At 31.5% G+C, this 16041-nt stretch carries 16 protein-coding genes; 12 read left to right on the top strand and 4 right to left on the bottom strand.

Going from position 1 to position 16041, the window contains the following annotated elements; translation table 11 throughout:
- The first annotated feature begins 40 nt into the window (after positions 1 to 40).
- From rpsD to GFJ94_RS06515, 6 genes are all read left to right on the top strand, one after another.
- Complete coding sequence (gene rpsD / locus GFJ94_RS06490; protein WP_153200740.1) at positions 41 to 646, top strand: 30S ribosomal protein S4; 606 nt, start codon at positions 41 to 43, stop codon at positions 644 to 646.
- Positions 647 to 667: 21 nt separating this feature from the next.
- Positions 668 to 1660, top strand: a complete 993-nt coding sequence (locus GFJ94_RS06495) for a DNA-directed RNA polymerase subunit alpha (protein ID WP_153200741.1) — start codon at positions 668 to 670, stop codon at positions 1658 to 1660.
- A 62-nt stretch (positions 1661 to 1722) separates the two neighbouring features.
- On the top strand, positions 1723 to 2205 hold the full coding sequence (gene rplQ, locus GFJ94_RS06500; protein ID WP_153200742.1) for a 50S ribosomal protein L17: 483 nt from the start codon (positions 1723 to 1725) through the stop codon (positions 2203 to 2205).
- Positions 2206 to 2339: 134 nt separating this feature from the next.
- Positions 2340 to 3449, top strand: a complete 1110-nt coding sequence (carA, locus tag GFJ94_RS06505) for a glutamine-hydrolyzing carbamoyl-phosphate synthase small subunit (protein ID WP_153200743.1) — start codon at positions 2340 to 2342, stop codon at positions 3447 to 3449.
- Positions 3450 to 3548: 99 nt separating this feature from the next.
- Positions 3549 to 4844 (top strand): phosphopyruvate hydratase, encoded by a 1296-nt coding sequence (gene eno, locus GFJ94_RS06510; RefSeq protein ID WP_153200744.1) that lies wholly within the window; start codon positions 3549 to 3551, stop codon positions 4842 to 4844.
- A 201-nt stretch (positions 4845 to 5045) separates the two neighbouring features.
- Positions 5046 to 6329, top strand: a complete 1284-nt coding sequence (locus tag GFJ94_RS06515) for a citrate synthase (protein ID WP_153200745.1) — start codon at positions 5046 to 5048, stop codon at positions 6327 to 6329.
- Positions 6330 to 6369: 40 nt separating this feature from the next.
- On the opposite strand, the gene GFJ94_RS06520 is transcribed toward GFJ94_RS06515, so the two are convergent.
- The gene (locus tag GFJ94_RS06520) at positions 6370 to 6738 is read right to left on the bottom strand and encodes a hypothetical protein (RefSeq protein ID WP_153200746.1); all 369 of its coding nucleotides are present in this window, start codon (positions 6736 to 6738) and stop codon (positions 6370 to 6372) included.
- 160 nt (positions 6739 to 6898) lie between these two features.
- Between GFJ94_RS06520 and GFJ94_RS06525 the strand changes: the two genes are divergently transcribed.
- Together GFJ94_RS06525 and ctlX are read left to right on the top strand one after the other, a co-directional pair.
- Positions 6899 to 7813: a dimethylarginine dimethylaminohydrolase family protein gene (locus GFJ94_RS06525; protein WP_153200747.1), complete on the top strand. Its 915-nt coding sequence runs from the start codon at positions 6899 to 6901 to the stop codon at positions 7811 to 7813.
- An 84-nt stretch (positions 7814 to 7897) separates the two neighbouring features.
- Positions 7898 to 8833 (top strand): citrulline utilization hydrolase CtlX, encoded by a 936-nt coding sequence (gene ctlX, locus GFJ94_RS06530; RefSeq protein WP_153200748.1) that lies wholly within the window; start codon positions 7898 to 7900, stop codon positions 8831 to 8833.
- Positions 8834 to 8907: 74 nt separating this feature from the next.
- Here ctlX and GFJ94_RS06535 read toward each other — a convergent pair whose 3' ends face one another.
- Together GFJ94_RS06535 and GFJ94_RS06540 are read right to left on the bottom strand one after the other, a co-directional pair.
- Positions 8908 to 9531 carry a MarC family NAAT transporter gene (locus GFJ94_RS06535; protein ID WP_153200749.1) on the bottom strand — a complete coding sequence of 208 codons (624 nt, stop codon included), beginning with the start codon at positions 9529 to 9531 and terminating at the stop codon, positions 8908 to 8910.
- Positions 9532 to 9623: 92 nt separating this feature from the next.
- Entirely contained in the window at positions 9624 to 10055 is a 432-nt protein-coding gene (locus tag GFJ94_RS06540; protein WP_153200750.1) for a hypothetical protein, read from the bottom strand.
- Between the two features lie 102 nt (positions 10056 to 10157).
- Between GFJ94_RS06540 and GFJ94_RS06545 the strand changes: the two genes are divergently transcribed.
- The gene (locus GFJ94_RS06545; protein ID WP_153200751.1) at positions 10158 to 10514 is read left to right on the top strand and encodes a CoA-binding protein; all 357 of its coding nucleotides are present in this window, start codon (positions 10158 to 10160) and stop codon (positions 10512 to 10514) included.
- Here GFJ94_RS06545 and GFJ94_RS06550 read toward each other — a convergent pair.
- The gene (locus GFJ94_RS06550; protein WP_153200752.1) at positions 10491 to 11933 is read right to left on the bottom strand and encodes a sodium:solute symporter; all 1443 of its coding nucleotides are present in this window, start codon (positions 11931 to 11933) and stop codon (positions 10491 to 10493) included. The two genes, GFJ94_RS06545 and GFJ94_RS06550, sit on opposite strands and share 24 nt — an antisense overlap.
- A gap of 77 nt (positions 11934 to 12010) precedes the next feature.
- On the opposite strand from GFJ94_RS06550, the gene recR reads away from it, so the two are divergent.
- The 3 genes from recR (at position 12011) to GFJ94_RS06565 (ending at position 16022) form a co-directional block, all read left to right on the top strand.
- On the top strand, positions 12011 to 12631 hold the full coding sequence (gene recR, locus GFJ94_RS06555) for a recombination mediator RecR (protein ID WP_153200753.1): 621 nt from the start codon (positions 12011 to 12013) through the stop codon (positions 12629 to 12631).
- A 134-nt stretch (positions 12632 to 12765) separates the two neighbouring features.
- Positions 12766 to 13557, top strand: coding sequence for a polysaccharide biosynthesis/export family protein (locus GFJ94_RS06560; RefSeq protein WP_153200754.1), 792 nt, complete (start codon positions 12766 to 12768; stop codon positions 13555 to 13557).
- A gap of 5 nt (positions 13558 to 13562) precedes the next feature.
- The gene (locus GFJ94_RS06565; protein WP_153200755.1) at positions 13563 to 16022 is read left to right on the top strand and encodes an exopolysaccharide transport family protein; all 2460 of its coding nucleotides are present in this window, start codon (positions 13563 to 13565) and stop codon (positions 16020 to 16022) included.
- The last annotated feature ends 19 nt before the right edge of the window (positions 16023 to 16041 follow it).

The raw sequence follows: 16041 nt of genomic DNA on the forward strand, positions 1-16041 counted from the left end.
GACCTGAATTCATAATTCCTACCTTTTTTAATTTTTTAAAATGGCAAGATATACTGGTCCAAAAACTAAAATTGCTCGTAAATTTGGCGAAGCAATATTCGGAGAAGACAAAGCCTTCGAAAAAAGAAATTACCCTCCAGGGCAACATGGTTTAGCTAAAAAGAGAGGTAAAAAATCTGAATATGCTGTTCAGTTAATGGAAAAGCAAAAAGCTAAATATACTTACGGTATTTTAGAAAAACAATTCAGAAACTTATTCAAAAAAGCATCTGCTGCTTCTGGAGTAACAGGTGAAATCTTATTACAATTATGTGAAGCTCGTTTAGATAACGTAGTTTACAGAATGGGTGTTGCGCCTTCTCGTAGAGCAGCTCGTCAAATTGTATCTCACAGACATATCACTGTAAATGGTGAACTTGTAAATGTACCATCTTACCACTTAAAAGCAGGTGATAAAGTTGCTGTACGTGAAAAATCAAAATCTCTTGAAGCTATTGATCGTTCTTTAGCTGCTTCTTCTCAGGTTTATGAGTGGATTACTTGGAATAATGATACTAAAGAAGGTACTTTCGTTTCTGTGCCTCAAAGACTTCAAATTCCAGAAAACATTAAAGAACAACTAATCGTTGAGTTGTATAACAAATAATAATTGACATTAGTCGAACATATGGCAATATTTAATTTTCAAAAGCCCGATAAAGTTATCATGATCGATTCTACGGATTTCGAAGGTAAATTTGAATTTAGACCTTTGGAACCTGGTTACGGATTGACTGTTGGTAATGCACTTAGAAGAGTTTTGCTTTCTTCACTGGAAGGTTATGCAATTACATCAGTAAGAATTGAAGGAGTAGAACATGAGTTCTCTACAATTTCTGGTGTAGTTGAAGATGTTACAGAAATTATCTTAAATCTTAAACAAGTACGTTTCAAACGTCAAATTGAAGATATTGATAATGAATCTGTTTCAATTTCGCTTTCAGGTAAAGATAAAATAACTGCAGGTGATTTTCAAAAATTCATCTCTGGTTTTCAAGTTTTAAATCCAGATTTAGTAATCTGTAATTTAGACAGTAAAACATCTATCAACATGGAACTTGCTATCGAAAAAGGTAGAGGTTATGTTCCAGCTGAAGAGAACAAGAAATCAAATGCTCCAATAGGGACTATTTTTACAGATTCAATTTACACTCCAGTAAAAAATGTAAAATATACTATTGAGAATTTCCGTGTGGAACAAAAAACAGATTACGAAAAATTAGTTTTTGAAATCATTACTGATGGTTCTATCCATCCTAAAGATGCATTAACTGAGGCAGCTAAGACGTTAATCCACCACTTTATGTTGTTCTCTGATGAAAGAATTACTCTTGAGGCAGATGAAATTGCTCAAACTGAGTCTTATGACGAAGAATCTCTTCACATGAGACAGTTATTGAAAACTAAATTAGTTGATATGGACTTATCTGTTAGAGCATTAAATTGTTTAAAAGCGGCTGAAGTTGATACATTAGGTGATTTAGTTTCTTTCAACAAGAACGACTTAATGAAGTTCCGTAATTTTGGTAAAAAATCATTAACTGAATTAGATGAGTTAGTGGCTAATAAAAACCTTACTTTCGGTATGGACTTAACTAAATACAAGTTAGATAAAGAATAATTGCTTCATATTTTGCGCTCCTATATGGGATTGATGCAAGATGAAGATAAATAAAACACGTCATGAGACACGGAAAAAAATTCAATCATTTAAGTAGACAAAAAGGACATAGAGCGGCTATGTTAGCTAATATGGCTTGTTCTTTAATCGAACATAAACGTATCAACACTACTGTTGCTAAAGCAAAAGCTTTAAAACAATTTGTTGAACCATTAGTTACAAAATCAAAAGAAGATACTACTCACAATCGTCGTATTTGTTTTTCTTATTTAAGAGATAAATATGCTGTTACTGAGCTATTCAGAGAAGTTGCTGCTAAAGTTGGTGACCGTCCAGGAGGATACACTCGTATCATCAAATTAGGAAACCGTTTAGGAGATAACGCTGATATGGCAATGATTGAGTTAGTAGATTTCAATACATTGTACAATGGTGGTAAAAAAGAAGTTAAGAAAACGACTCGTCGTGGAAAAGCTAAAAAAGCAGAAGGTACTCCTGAAGCTCCAGCTGCTGAAACTTCTGAAAACTCTGAAGCTACAGAATAATCATGAAACCATTCATGTGAAAATAATAAGGATAGACTTTTTTAAGTTTATCCTTATTTTTTGTTTTTATAGAATTAAAGATTTTCTAAAAACAACTTTTATAACTAAATTTGCATCCACAACAACACAACACAATGAAATACAACAATCGTTCTAAAGCCGTTTTACTTCTTAAAGACGGTACTATTTTTCATGGAAAATCAATCGGAATTGAAGGTGTTACTTTTGGTGAAGTCGCTTTTAATACGGGAACAACAGGTTATCAAGAAATTTTTACAGATCCTTCTTATTTCGGTCAAATCATGGTTACAACCAATGCGCACATTGGAAATTATGGTGTTAACGATAAAGAAGTGGAATCAGATTCAGTAAAGATTTCAGGATTGGTTTGTAAAAATTTTAGCTTTAATTATTCGCGAGAAGATGCTTCTGAAAGTTTGTTTGATTATTTAAATAAACAAAATCTTATCGTAATTTCAGATGTAGATACAAGGGCATTAGTGAGTTATATTAGAGATAACGGCGCTATGAATGCTGTTATTTGTACAGACGGAACTCCTATCGAAGAATTAAAAGAAAGATTAGCACAAGTTCCAGACATGAATGGTTTGGAATTGGCTTCACAAGTTTCTACTAAAGAGCCTTATTTCTTTGGAGATGAAAATGCAAAATACAAGATTTCTGCTCTAGACTTAGGAATTAAAACCAATATTCTTAGAAATTTTGCAAAAAGAGATTGTTTTATCAAAGTTTTTCCATACAATGCTTCTTTTGAAGATTTAAAATCGTTCAATCCAGACGGTTATTTCTTGTCAAACGGACCTGGGGATCCAGAACCATTAGAAACTGCTCAAGAAGTAGCTAGACAAATTTTAAATGAAAATAAACCTCTATTCGGAATTTGTTTAGGTCATCAAATTATTGGTTTAGCAAATGGAATTTCTACTTACAAAATGTTTAATGGTCATAGAGGGATAAATCATCCGGTTAAGAATGTAATAACGGGTAAGGGTGAAATCACTTCGCAAAATCATGGTTTTGCCGTAGTAAGAGAAGAATTAGACAAACATCCTGATTTTGAATTAACTCATGAACATCTAAATGATGGTACTGTTGCGGGGATGAGAATGAAATCAAAAAACTGTTTTTCAGTACAATATCATCCAGAAGCAAGTCCTGGGCCACATGATTCAAGTTATTTATTTGATCAATTCATTGATAATATCAAATCGGCAATCAACTAAAACGTTATCGTTTATAAGTTTTTTAAAATTCATAAAAAAGTTCAATTTTAAGTTTTAAATTTGTTATTATTCGTAAAATACTAACTAAAAAAATATAAAATGAGTATAATTATAAAAGTTCACGCTAGACAAATTTTAGACTCTCGTGGAAATCCAACAGTTGAAGTTGATGTAATTACAGATAATGGTATTTTAGGACGTGCTGCTGTACCAAGTGGTGCTTCTACTGGAGAACATGAAGCTGTTGAATTACGTGATGGTGGTAAATCATACATGGGTAAAGGAGTTTTAAAAGCGGTTGAAAATGTAAATACAAAAATTGCTGAAGCCGTTGTGGGAATGTCTGTTTTTGAGCAAAATTTAATCGATAAAACAATGATTGAATTAGACGGAACAGCAAATAAATCTAATTTAGGAGCAAATGCAATTTTGGGAGTTTCTTTGGCTGCTGCTAAGGCTGCTGCTAATGAATTAGGAATGCCTTTGTATCGTTATGTTGGTGGTGTTTCTGCAAATACGTTGCCAGTTCCTATGATGAATATCATTAATGGTGGTTCACATTCAGATGCTCCAATTGCCTTTCAAGAATTTATGGTTATGCCTGTAAAAGCTAAAAACTTTACACACGCTATGCAAATGGGTACTGAAATTTTTCATAATTTGAAAAAAGTATTACACGATAGAAATTTATCTACCGCAGTAGGTGATGAAGGAGGTTTTGCTCCAAATTTACCAGGTGGAACAGAAGATGCATTAGATTCTATTAAATTAGCGGTTACGAATGCAGGTTATACTTTTGGTGATGATGTTATGATTGCATTAGATTGTGCTGCGGCAGAATTTTTTGTAAACGGAAAATACGATTACTCAAAATTTGAAGGTGAAACAGGAAAAATTAGAACTTCTGAAGAGCAAGCATCTTATTTAGCTGAATTGACCGAAAAATATCCAATTATTTCAATCGAGGATGGAATGGATGAAAATGACTGGGAAGGTTGGAAATTATTAACAGATAAAATTGGTAATAAAGTTCAATTAGTAGGAGATGATTTGTATGTAACTAATGTAGAAAGATTATCTCGCGGAATTAGTCAAGGAATTGCAAATTCAATTCTTATTAAAGTAAATCAAATTGGCACTTTGTCTGAAACTATAGCAGCAGTAAATATGGCGCATAATGCCGGATATACATCTGTAATGTCTCACCGTTCAGGAGAAACAGAAGACAATACAATTGCTGATTTGGCGGTTGCTTTAAATTGTGGACAAATCAAAACAGGTTCAGCTTCTCGTTCAGATCGTATGGCAAAATACAATCAATTATTACGAATAGAAGAGGAATTAGCTGATGTAGCTTATTTTCCTGGCGTAAATGCTTTCAAAGTAAAAAAATAACAATGTTATTATAATGCTGTCCCGATGCTTCGGGATCGTTTCAGTATCTAAAAATACAACCCTTTCAGAATGTAAATTTTGAAAGGGTTTTTCATGTATATTATTTAACCATAAATTATAGAAATTTTCTTTATTGTTTGATTATTATTTATTAAATTCGCAATTCACATTAATTTTATCATAAAATATCACATAAATAATATGTCAAAAACTGCAATATTAGAGCTTGATGGCAAAAAGTTTGAGTTTCCTATAATAGTTGGAACTGAGAATGAGGTTGCTATCGACATCGACAAGTTACGTAGTGCATCTGGTGCTATTACTATTGATCCCGGTTATAAAAACTCGGGTTCATGTACGAGTGAAATTACTTTTTTAGATGGTGAAGAAGGAATTTTGCGTTATAGAGGATATTCAATCGAAGATTTAGCGGATAAAGCGAACTTCTTAGAGGTTTCTTATTTATTAATTTTTGGAGAGTTGCCTACAACTCTTCAGCTTGAAAAATTTGAAAACGATATTAGAAAATATACATTAGTTAGCGAAGAAATGAAAAGCATCATTGATGGTTTTCCTAGAACGGCTCATCCTATGGGTGTTTTAGCTTCATTAACAAGTGCTTTAACTGCATTTAATCCTAAATCAGTTAATCCACATAATGAAAAAGAAATGTATGATGCTGTTTGTAAAACAATGGCAAAATTCTTGGTTATTGCAACTTGGACATACAGAAAAACAATGGGTTATCCATTAAATCAATATGATAACAGTAAAGGGTATGTAGAAAACTTCATGCGTTTGATGTTCGAATTACCTACAGGTCCATACAAAGTAGATAAAAGAGTGGTTGATGCATTAGATAAATTATTCATTTTACATGCAGATCACGAACAAAATTGTTCTACTTCTACAGTAAGAATCGTTGGTTCTTCTCATGCTGGATTATTTGCTTCAATTTCTGCTGGAGTTTCTGCATTATGGGGGCCTCTTCATGGTGGAGCTAATCAAGCAGTTTTGGAAATGTTGCAAGAAATCCATGATAATGGAGGTGATGTAGCTAAATTCGTTTTAAAAGCAAAAGATAAAGATGATCCTTTCCGTTTAATGGGATTCGGTCACCGTGTATATAAAAACTTTGATCCAAGAGCAACTATTATTAAAAAAGCAGCCGATGATGTGTTAACTACTTTAGGAGTTGATGATCCATTATTAGATATTGCAAAACAATTAGAAAAAGTAGCGTTAGAAGATGAGTATTTCAAAGCTAGAAATTTATATCCAAACGTAGATTTCTATTCTGGAATTATTTATAGAGCTATGGGTATTCCAGTTGAAATGTTTACTGTTTTGTTTGCGATTGGTCGTTTACCTGGTTGGATTGCGCAATGGAAAGAAATGCGTATCAATAAAGAGCCTATTGGTCGTCCAAGACAAGTTTATACAGGATATAATTTGCGTCCTTTTAAAGAAGTTAAAGATAGATAAAAGGAATCCCGCTAGAAATAGCGGGATTTTTTATTTATTGTTATTCTGAGGTTTTCTCTTTTTCATTGCTATTTGATAAATCTTCAATTTTTTCTTCAGCTTTATCAGCAGTTGTTTCTCTTAAAGTTTCTTTTACTTCATGAGCTTTTTCTTCAATCCATTCAGCTGCATCAGCTGCTTTTTCTTTTGCGTTTTCAACAAAATCGCCCACTTTTTCAGAAATCCCCATTTCATCTAGTTTTTGAGAAGCAGATTCGGCTGCAATTTCAACTTTTTCTTTGACTTCATTTGCAACTTCAGTTACTTTTTCAACAGCAGTGTCAGCAACCTCACTTAAATTTTCTTTTGCGTTTTCGGCAGTTACTTTTGCTTTACCAAAAAGTGAACTGAAAAAATTTGATAATCCCATAATAGTATTGTTTTTATAGTTTTATCAAATGTAATTATTTAACACTTAAATATAACAATGCTACATGAAATATTTACTTTAAATCACAATTACTATATCGTTTGCTTTTTCTATATTTGCCGTATTGTGTAGTAAAAACACACAATTAAAAATTAAAGTTATGTTGCAATTAAATGTAAAAAACGAAACTTCCCGATTAAGGGCTGTAGTGTTAGGAACAGCTGTAAGTAATGGTCCAACTCCTACTATTGATGAAGCCTATGATCCGAAATCATTAGAACATATAAAAGCAGGAACTTATCCCGTAGAAGACGATATGGTTAAAGAAATGGAGGCTTTTAACAAAGTATTTGAAAAATACGATGTAAAAGTTTATAGACCTGAAATTATTGAAAACTACAATCAAATTTTTGCTAGAGATATTGGCTTTGTTATAGATGATGTTTTTATTAAAGCCAATATATTACCCGATAGAGAGCGTGAGCTTGACGCTATTCAATATATAATCGATAAAATTGATCCAAAAAAAGTGGTGAGACCGCCAGAAGAAGTGCATATTGAAGGCGGCGATGTAATGCCATGGAACGATTATATTTTTATAGGGACTTACAAAGGTTCTGATTATAAAGATTATATCACAGCCAGAACAAATTGGCAAGGTGTAGATTATATTAAAGCCTTGTTCCCAAATAAAATCGTAAAAGCATTTGATTTAGTAAAATCGAAAATAGAACCTCGTGATAATGCATTGCATTTAGATTGTTGTTTTCAACCTGTCGGAATTAATAAAGGAATTATCTATAAAAGTGGTTTCCGTGAAGAAGCAGATTACATGTTTTTAGTAAATTTATTCGGAAAAGAAAACTTGTTTCACATTGAAAGAGAAGAAATGTATCACATGAATTCAAATGTGTTTTCCATTGCTCCTGATGTTGTGGTTTCTGAAAAGAATTTCACCAGATTAAACAATTGGTTACGCGAAAACGGCTTTACCGTAGAAGAAATTCCGTATGCTGAAATTGCTAAGCAAGAAGGATTGTTGAGATGTTCAACGTTGCCTTTAATTAGAGATTAAAAACTTTGTTTCAAGTTTAATGTTCCAAGTTCTAAAACCTGAAACCTAAAACCTAAAACCTGAAACCTCAAACATAAATAAAACATGAACCAAACAACTAATTCCATATTGATGATTCGTCCGGTAGCATTCCGTATGAACGAACAAACAGCGGTGAATAATTATTACCAAAAAGTTTTAGATAATTTAACACCAACTTCGGTTAATGCAAAAGCACAAGAAGAATTTGATACTTTCGTTCAAAAGTTACGAATGATTGGGTTAAATGTTGTGGTGGTTGAAGATACCTTAAGTCCAGATACGCCAGATAGTATTTTTCCAAACAATTGGATTTCATTTCATGAAAATGGCGATGTAGTTTTATATCCTATGTTTGCCGAAAATCGTCGTTTAGAACGAAGAGAAGATGTTTTAGATGTGTTGGAAGAAAAAGGATTCGTAATTAATGAAATTATGGATTATACTTCTGCAGAAGAAGATGAAATATACTTGGAAGGAACAGGAAGTATCGTTTTGGATAGAGCAAATGGAAAAGCGTATTGTGCCTTATCTCCGAGAGCAGATGAAGAACTTTTTATTGAGTTTTGTGAGGATTTCGAATTTACTCCTGTAATTTTTGAAGCATTCCAAACGGTAAACGGAGAAAGAAAACACATTTATCACACAAACGTAATTATGTGCGTGGGTGAAACATTTGCAGTTATTTGTGCCGATTGTATCGATGACAAAAAAGAACGCAAAATGGTCTTAGATAGTTTAAAGGGTGATGAAAAAGAAGTAATTCTAATTACAGAAGACCAAGTAAACAACTTCGCTGGAAATATGTTAGAAGTTAAAGGAACTGACGACAGAAGATATTTAATCATGAGTGCCTCAGCACATCAAAGTTTGACTAAAAAGCAAATTGCACAATTAGAAGAACATGTAACCATTGTAAGTTCAAGTTTAGATACAATTGAAGCTTGCGGTGGCGGAAGCGCACGTTGTATGATGGCAGAAGTCTTCTTGCCGAAAAAATAATTTACAACTATAAATAGAAATCCCAAATTGCGAATCATTCGAAATTTGGGATTTTTTGTTTTTAAATTTTAAAATTAAATACCTCTTATAATACTCAATACTGCGCTAATAATATATTGAATACCAATAGCAATCGTTAAAAATCCAATAATTCTCGAAATAGCTACAATTCCCGAAGCTCCTAAAATATTAGCTAAATAATGTGCACTTCTTAAAATTAGATAAATTGTTGCAGCCACAACCAAAATAGCTATTGATGAAATGATAATTTCGTTTGTACTATTATGATCTTGATAAAAAGCAATTAATAACGAAATAGAACCTGGACCAGCCAACATTGGCATTGCTAATGGTGTTAATGCGATATCATGACGGTTTTCAACATCTTTTTGTACTTTTTTGTTGATACCTTTATTTTTGCTAAAGTTCCCATTTAGTAATCCAAAGCCTGAACTTGTAATAATAATTCCACCAGCAATTCGTAACGCTGTAATCGTAATTCCGAAAAATTGCAACACATATTGACCAATAAAAAACGAAATTATCAAAATGATAAATACATTAAAGGAAGTCAATAATGAAACTTTTGAACGTTCTGCTTTTGTATAACCTTGGGTTAGCCCAACGAAAATTGGTACCGTTCCAATTGGATTTAAAACAGAAAATAGAGCGGCGAATAGATAAATAAATAATTCCATTGTTTTTTTACAAATTTAGTACAAGGTAATTATTTTATTTACCAAACAAAAAAAATCTTCTTTACTTTTAGGTTTCCATAATGTAAGTAAGCTTAATAAACATCTAATGGAGAGTAAAATGTATTTTTTTCTTTTTCCAATTCGAGCTTATCGATGAATTTTTGAACTCCCTTGCTGTTTTTTGAACAATCAACCGAAATATAATGATGGTCTACGTGAAATGTTAAAGAATTGCCAGGTTTGAAAATTACCAATTTATAAAATGGAATCGCTAAAGCATAAACATCTAATCGAGATTGAAATCCAACAATAATTCCTTTTGGACGCAATTCGATATTGCAGAATTTTATAGTATTATTTACATGTAGTAAGTCATAAATCTCAGTACTACATCGAGTAATAAACAATTTTGGAGAACCAATTCCACCTTTTTTAATGTTTTGTAGAATTGAAAAAGGTTTACCAACCATATCATTGATTTGGCTTTCAATTTTTGGGTCTTTGTGGGAAATGTTATAAAGCATTTTTATTTAAAATTACTTCAAAAATTCTAATGTAATCTGACTTTAGCAAATTTTTATTATTTGTTTATTTATTGTAACTTTAAATTTCTAAAAAAGTAAAAAATGAAAACATTAGTCATAGGTGCATCTACCAATAAAGAACGTTATTCGTATAAAGCTATTCATAATTTAGTTGGAAAAAGTCATCAAGTGGTTGCCATTGGAGCTAAAAAAGGAATGGCATTAGATGTTCCAATCGAAACAGATAAATTAGATTTTCATGCCATTGATACAATAACTTTATATCTCAATCCTAAGGCACAAGTTGAATATTATGATTATATTTTGTCGTTAAAACCAAGACGTGTAATTTTTAATCCTGGAACAGAAAATCCTGAATTGTATAAAATATTGGAAGCAAATACTATCCAATATGAAGTGGCTTGCACCTTAGTTTTACTTGCAACGAATCAATACTAAACCAATAAAAGTTAGTAATCCATTTACGATTAAAATTTCAAATCCAAAGGCGAAACCAAACCAGGCTTCGCTTTTTAGGTTTAAAATAATAGCCGTAATAACAGATAAAATTGCTACAATTGGAGTGAATTTGTCTTTTATTTGCCATTTTGTAAACAATCCAAAACTATACAATCCTAATAAGGGACCGTAGGTAAATCCAGCAAATTTTAATACTTTATCAATAATACTTGAGTCGTTAAATGCGTATTTAAAGAAAAGTATCACTAAAATAGAAACAAAAACAAAAGTTAGATGAATTCGTTTTCGAACAGCCACTTGTTTGGCAACATCGTATTTTTTTTCAATTTCTAAAATATCAATGCTAAATGATGTGGTTAATGATGTCAAGGCACTATCAGCACTCGAATAAGCCGCAGCAATTAATCCTAAAATGAATGTAAAAGCAACTGCAATTCCTAAATGCTCATTGGCTAAAATGGGAAATAATTTATCCTGATGCGCATCAATATTGTGTTTTAAAGCATATTCTGTAAACAAAAGTCCAAGAACTAAAAACATAAAGTTTACAAAAGTTAAAACAATAGTAAACCAAAACATGTTTTTTTGCGCATCTTTTAAACTTCTACAGGTAAGATTTTTTTGCATCATATCTTGGTCTAAACCGGTCATTACAATGGCGATAAAAGCTCCTGAAATAAATTGTTTCCAAAAATAACTTGGCAAACTCGCATCTTCAAAAAAGAAGGTTTTTGAAAAATCACTATCACCAATAAAACCAAAAATAGTATTGCTATTTAAACCTAAATCTTGCGAAACAATCACAATACAAATTCCAACCGATAAAAGCATGAAAAATGTTTGCAAGGTGTCTGTCCAAATAATGGTTTTAATTCCCGATTTAAAGGTGTACACCCAAATTAATAAAATGGTAACCGAAACAGTTATCCAATACTGAATTCCAAGCGGTTCAAATACCAAAGTTTGCAACACATCAGCAACCAAAAGCAATCGTAAATTGGAACCCACAGTTCTTGAAAGAATAAAAAACCAAGCACCCGTTTTATAGGAATAACGCCCAAATCGGTCGCCTAAATAACTGTAAATCGAAGTTAAATTCAGTTTATAATATAGTGGCAATAAAACAGTTCCAATAATTAAATAACCAACAATATAACCTAAAACCAATTGAAAATAGACAAATTGTGAGCCTTCTACTTTTCCAGGAACTGAAATAAAAGTTACGCCAGATAACGAAGCACCAATCATCCCAAAAGCTACTAAATACCATGGAGCTTGCTTGTTAGCTTTAAAAAAAGAATCATTTGAATTATCATCTTTTCGTCCAATAAAATAGGAGAATAAGATTAAAACTAAGAAATAGCCTAAAATTAGAAATAGGATTGATGTTGGTTGCATATATTTTTCTTTACACGCAAAGATAAAAGAAATCTTAAATGAATATAGAATTAGACTTTGTTTTGTAATTTTGTCAAATGGAATTGCCTTCAAAATTAGTAGAAAATGCGGTTAACGAAATGTCTCAGTTGCCTGGAATTGGTAAGCGAACAGCATTGCGTTTGGTTTTACATTTGTTAAAACAACCTCTTGAACAAACAGAACAACTAACAACTGCTTTGGCTTCAATGCGAAATGATATTCAGTTTTGTACTACTTGTCATACGATTTCTGATGCCGAAATTTGCGCAATTTGTTCTAATTCGTCGCGAGATAAATCGATTATTTGTGTTGTTGAAGATGTGCGAGATGTTATGGCAATTGAAAACACCAATATGTTTAAAGGAGTTTATCATGTGCTTGGTGGGAAAATTTCACCTATTGAAGGAATTGGGCCAAGTCAATTAAAAATTACTTCATTGGTTGAAAAAGTAAAAGAAGGAACTGTTTCGGAAATTATTTTTGCTCTAAGCTCTACAATGGAGGGCGATACAACCAATTTTTACATTTATAAACTAATCAAGGAATATGAATTGAAGACATCAACTATCGCTAGAGGAATTTCTGTTGGCGACGAGTTAGAATATGCCGATGAAGTTACTTTAGGTAGAAGTTTGTTAAATAGAATTCCATTTGAAACTTCAATCAAGCCGTATTAACAAAATTTTAATCAAAAATCAGGAATAACTTCGTTATTTTAATTGTAAAAACTATATTTGTTACCTAATTAAGTGTAGTTTGTGTTTGTTATGTATTAATAATTCATCGCAAATCGTATTAGTAAAGTTTACTCATGAAAAAAATAGTTTTTTTTGCCTTATTTTCGGTATTATTCACTTCTTGTATTTCTACAAAAGATTTGACGTATTTACAGCCTAATTCAACAAAATCTTCAGATTCTATAAAGGTTAGTCAAGAGGTTTCAAAACCATACAGAATTCAGACAAGTGATATCTTAAGTATAAGCATCAAGGCGTTAGATCAAAAGTTAGTAGATATGTTCTCTGTTTCTCAAGTACCTGGTCAAACGCAAACTTCTCCACAAGCTCTTTTTTTTAACGGTTATACTGTTAACGATCATGGAAATATTAGAGTTCCTATTTTAGGAGAGGTTAATGTTTTAGGTTTTACTGAAGATGAAGTAAGGCAAAAAATAGAAAAACAATTGTTAGAAGAATATTTTAAAGAAGAAGCAAATATTTTTGTTACCGTAAAGTTAGCAGGATTAAGATATACAATAAATGGAGAAATAGGGTCGCCTGGAATTAATACTATTTTCCAAGATAGAGTAACAATTATGGAAGCTATTGCGAATTCTGGTGACATACCAATTACTGGAAATAGAAAAGATGTTCAGATAATAAGAAAATTAGCTCATGGATTTGAAACTTACAGTATTGATTTAACAGATGCAGGTGCAATGAATTCTCCTCATTTTTATATACAACCAAATGATTACATTATCATTAAACCATTGAAACAAAAATCATGGGGTACTGGAGTTACAGGAATGCAATCTGTAGCAACAATTATAACCGCTATTTCTTTAATCACAACATTATTGGTGTTGTCTAAAACATTGTAATTAAGATGTTAGATACTAAAGATTTTAATTTTTTCGAATCACAAAATTCATTTGATTTCAAAGGTTTCCTTTTGAAAATTGTTGGTTATTGGAAATGGTTTGTTTTGTCTTTGTTATTCGCTTTTTTCTTTGCATATAATGTAAATATTAGAAAAGAGAGTGTTTACGGGATGGAGTCGCTAATAGTAGTAGAAGATCAAAATAATCCATTTTTTACTTCAAATACGAGTTTGGTATTTAATTGGGGGGGAACTTCCGATAAAGTGCAAACCATTATTACAACATTGAAATCGCGTTCTCATAATGAAATAGTGGTTGATAAGCTACAATATTATATAAAATATCTTAAAAAAGGAGAATATTATTTTCAAGATGTATATGGTGAAACTCCTTTTTATGTAGAAATTGACAAAACAAAAGGTCAACTTTACGGACAATTAATTAACATTAAATTTTTATCTCCTTCACAATATCAATTAAGTGTTGATTTTGGTGAAGCTACTTCAGCTACAATAATGCAGTATTCAGATTTGCTTTCAAATCCGGTTAATGTGCCTGGAGGTGAATTTAAAAAAGTTTATAAAATAAATGAACAAGTTACTTTACCATTTTTAAATTTAAAAGTAATTATAAAACCAGATGCCTACGAATATACAAATCAAGAATATTATGTGCGTTTCGATGATTTTAACGGAACGGTTGCAAACTACAAAGGAATTGATGTAAGTGCTGATTTAAAAGCTTTGTCGGTTGTGAGATTACAAATGGAAGGTTCTAATAAATATAGATTAGTAGAGTACTTAAATACAACGGTTGATGTTTTAAGAAAAATTCAGTTAGAGAGTAAAAATCAATTTGCAAACAATACAATCGCTTTTATCGACAGTACATTAAGAGAAATGGAAGGCCAAATAAAAGAAGCTGAAAATGAATTAAAAGAGTTTAGAAAAGGAAAAAATATTTTTGAATTAGAAGATGGAGGAGGAGTTTTAAGTTCAAAATTGTCTAATTATGATATAGAGAAGGATGCTATTGATAGAAAACTAGCCTACTATAATTTGCTTAAAAATTATTTAGATAAAACTACTGATTATGCTAAACTTCCGGCACCAGCTGTAGCTGGAATTGATGACCCTAATGTTGTGAGTAATGTGGCTAAATTAATAGAGTTGTCATCTGAACGAGCAAGAATGTCATATTCTGTTAAAAATAAAGGAATGTTTTCAGATTTCGATGTAAAAATGGAAGCCACTAAAAAGGTATTATTAGAAAACATTGCAAGCTCAAAAAGTGCTTTAGCTCTTGACCTATCTTTAATTAAAAGAAATATTGCCAAGGCAGAAGGAGAAGCTAGTTTGTTGCCAGAAAATAAGCAAGAACATATTAAGATTACTAGAAAGTACAATTTAAAAGACCGAATTTATAGCACCTTTTTAGAAAAAAGGAGTGAAGCGGAAATTGTAAAAGCTGCCAATATCTCTGATATTAAATTTTTAGATCCAGCGAAAGATTTAGGTGGTGGTTTAAGAGGTCCTAAAACAAGTGTTAATTATATTTTAGCAGCAATGTTTGGCTTCTTATTGCCATTATTGGTGGTGTTTGTAATTACCTTATTAGATAATAGTATCAACACAACAGATGATATTAAAAAATTAACTGCAATACCTTTAATTGGAGTAATAGGTAAAAAGAATACTGAAAACAACTTATCTGTTTTCGAAAAACCAAAATCACCTTTAGCAGAGTCTTTCAGAGCAATTCGTTCTTCGTTGCAATTTATGTATAAAAAGCAACAAAAAGATGGTACAAAGATTTTAATGCTTACATCATCAGTTAGTGGAGAAGGTAAAACATTTTGTTCTATTAATCTTGCAACTGTTTTTGCATTAAGTGATAAAAAAACAGTAATTGTAGGTTTAGATTTAAGAAAACCAAGAATTTTCGGAGATTTTAACATTGATAATATCACAGGAGTTGTAAATTATTTAATCGGACAAAAAACAATCGATGAGGTAATTCAAAAAACACATATTCCTAATCTAGATGTTATCCCATCAGGACCTATCCCACCAAATCCTTCCGAATTATTAATGAGTGATGCAATGGGTGAAATGATTGAAGAATTAAAAACAAAATATGATTATATTGTATTAGATACACCACCTGTTGGATTAGTATCTGATGCGTTAGAATTAGCTCATTTTTGCGATGCAACTTTATATGTAACACGACAAGGATTTACTAAAAAAGGAATGTTAAGTGTCGTTAATGATAAACATAAAAGAGGAGAATTACATAATGTTAGTATTGTATTTAATGGTTTTCAGAATAAAGCAAAATACGGATATGGTTATGGTTACGGATATGGTTATGGATACGGTGCTTATGGAGAAGGATATCATGATGATGTAAAATCAAAATCAGGTTGGAAAAAAGTGTTAGAAAAGTTAAAAAAGAATAGCTAAAATCAGTATAGGCTAAGGA

The sequence above is a fragment of the Flavobacterium sp. LMO8 genome (assembly GCF_009495755.1).
In the GTDB taxonomy this organism is placed as follows: domain Bacteria; phylum Bacteroidota; class Bacteroidia; order Flavobacteriales; family Flavobacteriaceae; genus Flavobacterium.

Excerpts from the sequence above, each read along its gene's own strand:
- GFJ94_RS06565 (WP_153200755.1), top strand. The coding sequence starts at position 13,563 with ATGTTAGATACTAAAGATTTTAATTTTTTCGAATCACAAAATTCATTT.
- GFJ94_RS06540 (WP_153200750.1), bottom strand. The coding sequence starts at position 10,055 with ATGCTTTATAACATTTCCCACAAAGACCCAAAAATTGAAAGCCAAATC.
- GFJ94_RS06520 (WP_153200746.1), bottom strand. The coding sequence starts at position 6,738 with ATGGGATTATCAAATTTTTTCAGTTCACTTTTTGGTAAAGCAAAAGTA.
- GFJ94_RS06560 (WP_153200754.1), top strand. The coding sequence starts at position 12,766 with ATGAAAAAAATAGTTTTTTTTGCCTTATTTTCGGTATTATTCACTTCT.
- recR (WP_153200753.1), top strand. The coding sequence starts at position 12,011 with ATGGAATTGCCTTCAAAATTAGTAGAAAATGCGGTTAACGAAATGTCT.
- GFJ94_RS06495 (WP_153200741.1), top strand. The coding sequence starts at position 668 with ATGGCAATATTTAATTTTCAAAAGCCCGATAAAGTTATCATGATCGAT.
- carA (WP_153200743.1), top strand. The coding sequence starts at position 2,340 with ATGAAATACAACAATCGTTCTAAAGCCGTTTTACTTCTTAAAGACGGT.
- rpsD (WP_153200740.1), top strand. The coding sequence starts at position 41 with ATGGCAAGATATACTGGTCCAAAAACTAAAATTGCTCGTAAATTTGGC.
- eno (WP_153200744.1), top strand. The coding sequence starts at position 3,549 with ATGAGTATAATTATAAAAGTTCACGCTAGACAAATTTTAGACTCTCGT.
- rplQ (WP_153200742.1), top strand. The coding sequence starts at position 1,723 with ATGAGACACGGAAAAAAATTCAATCATTTAAGTAGACAAAAAGGACAT.
- GFJ94_RS06545 (WP_153200751.1), top strand. The coding sequence starts at position 10,158 with ATGAAAACATTAGTCATAGGTGCATCTACCAATAAAGAACGTTATTCG.
- GFJ94_RS06535 (WP_153200749.1), bottom strand. The coding sequence starts at position 9,531 with ATGGAATTATTTATTTATCTATTCGCCGCTCTATTTTCTGTTTTAAAT.
- ctlX (WP_153200748.1), top strand. The coding sequence starts at position 7,898 with ATGAACCAAACAACTAATTCCATATTGATGATTCGTCCGGTAGCATTC.
- GFJ94_RS06525 (WP_153200747.1), top strand. The coding sequence starts at position 6,899 with ATGTTGCAATTAAATGTAAAAAACGAAACTTCCCGATTAAGGGCTGTA.
- GFJ94_RS06515 (WP_153200745.1), top strand. The coding sequence starts at position 5,046 with ATGTCAAAAACTGCAATATTAGAGCTTGATGGCAAAAAGTTTGAGTTT.
- GFJ94_RS06550 (WP_153200752.1), bottom strand. The coding sequence starts at position 11,933 with ATGCAACCAACATCAATCCTATTTCTAATTTTAGGCTATTTCTTAGTT.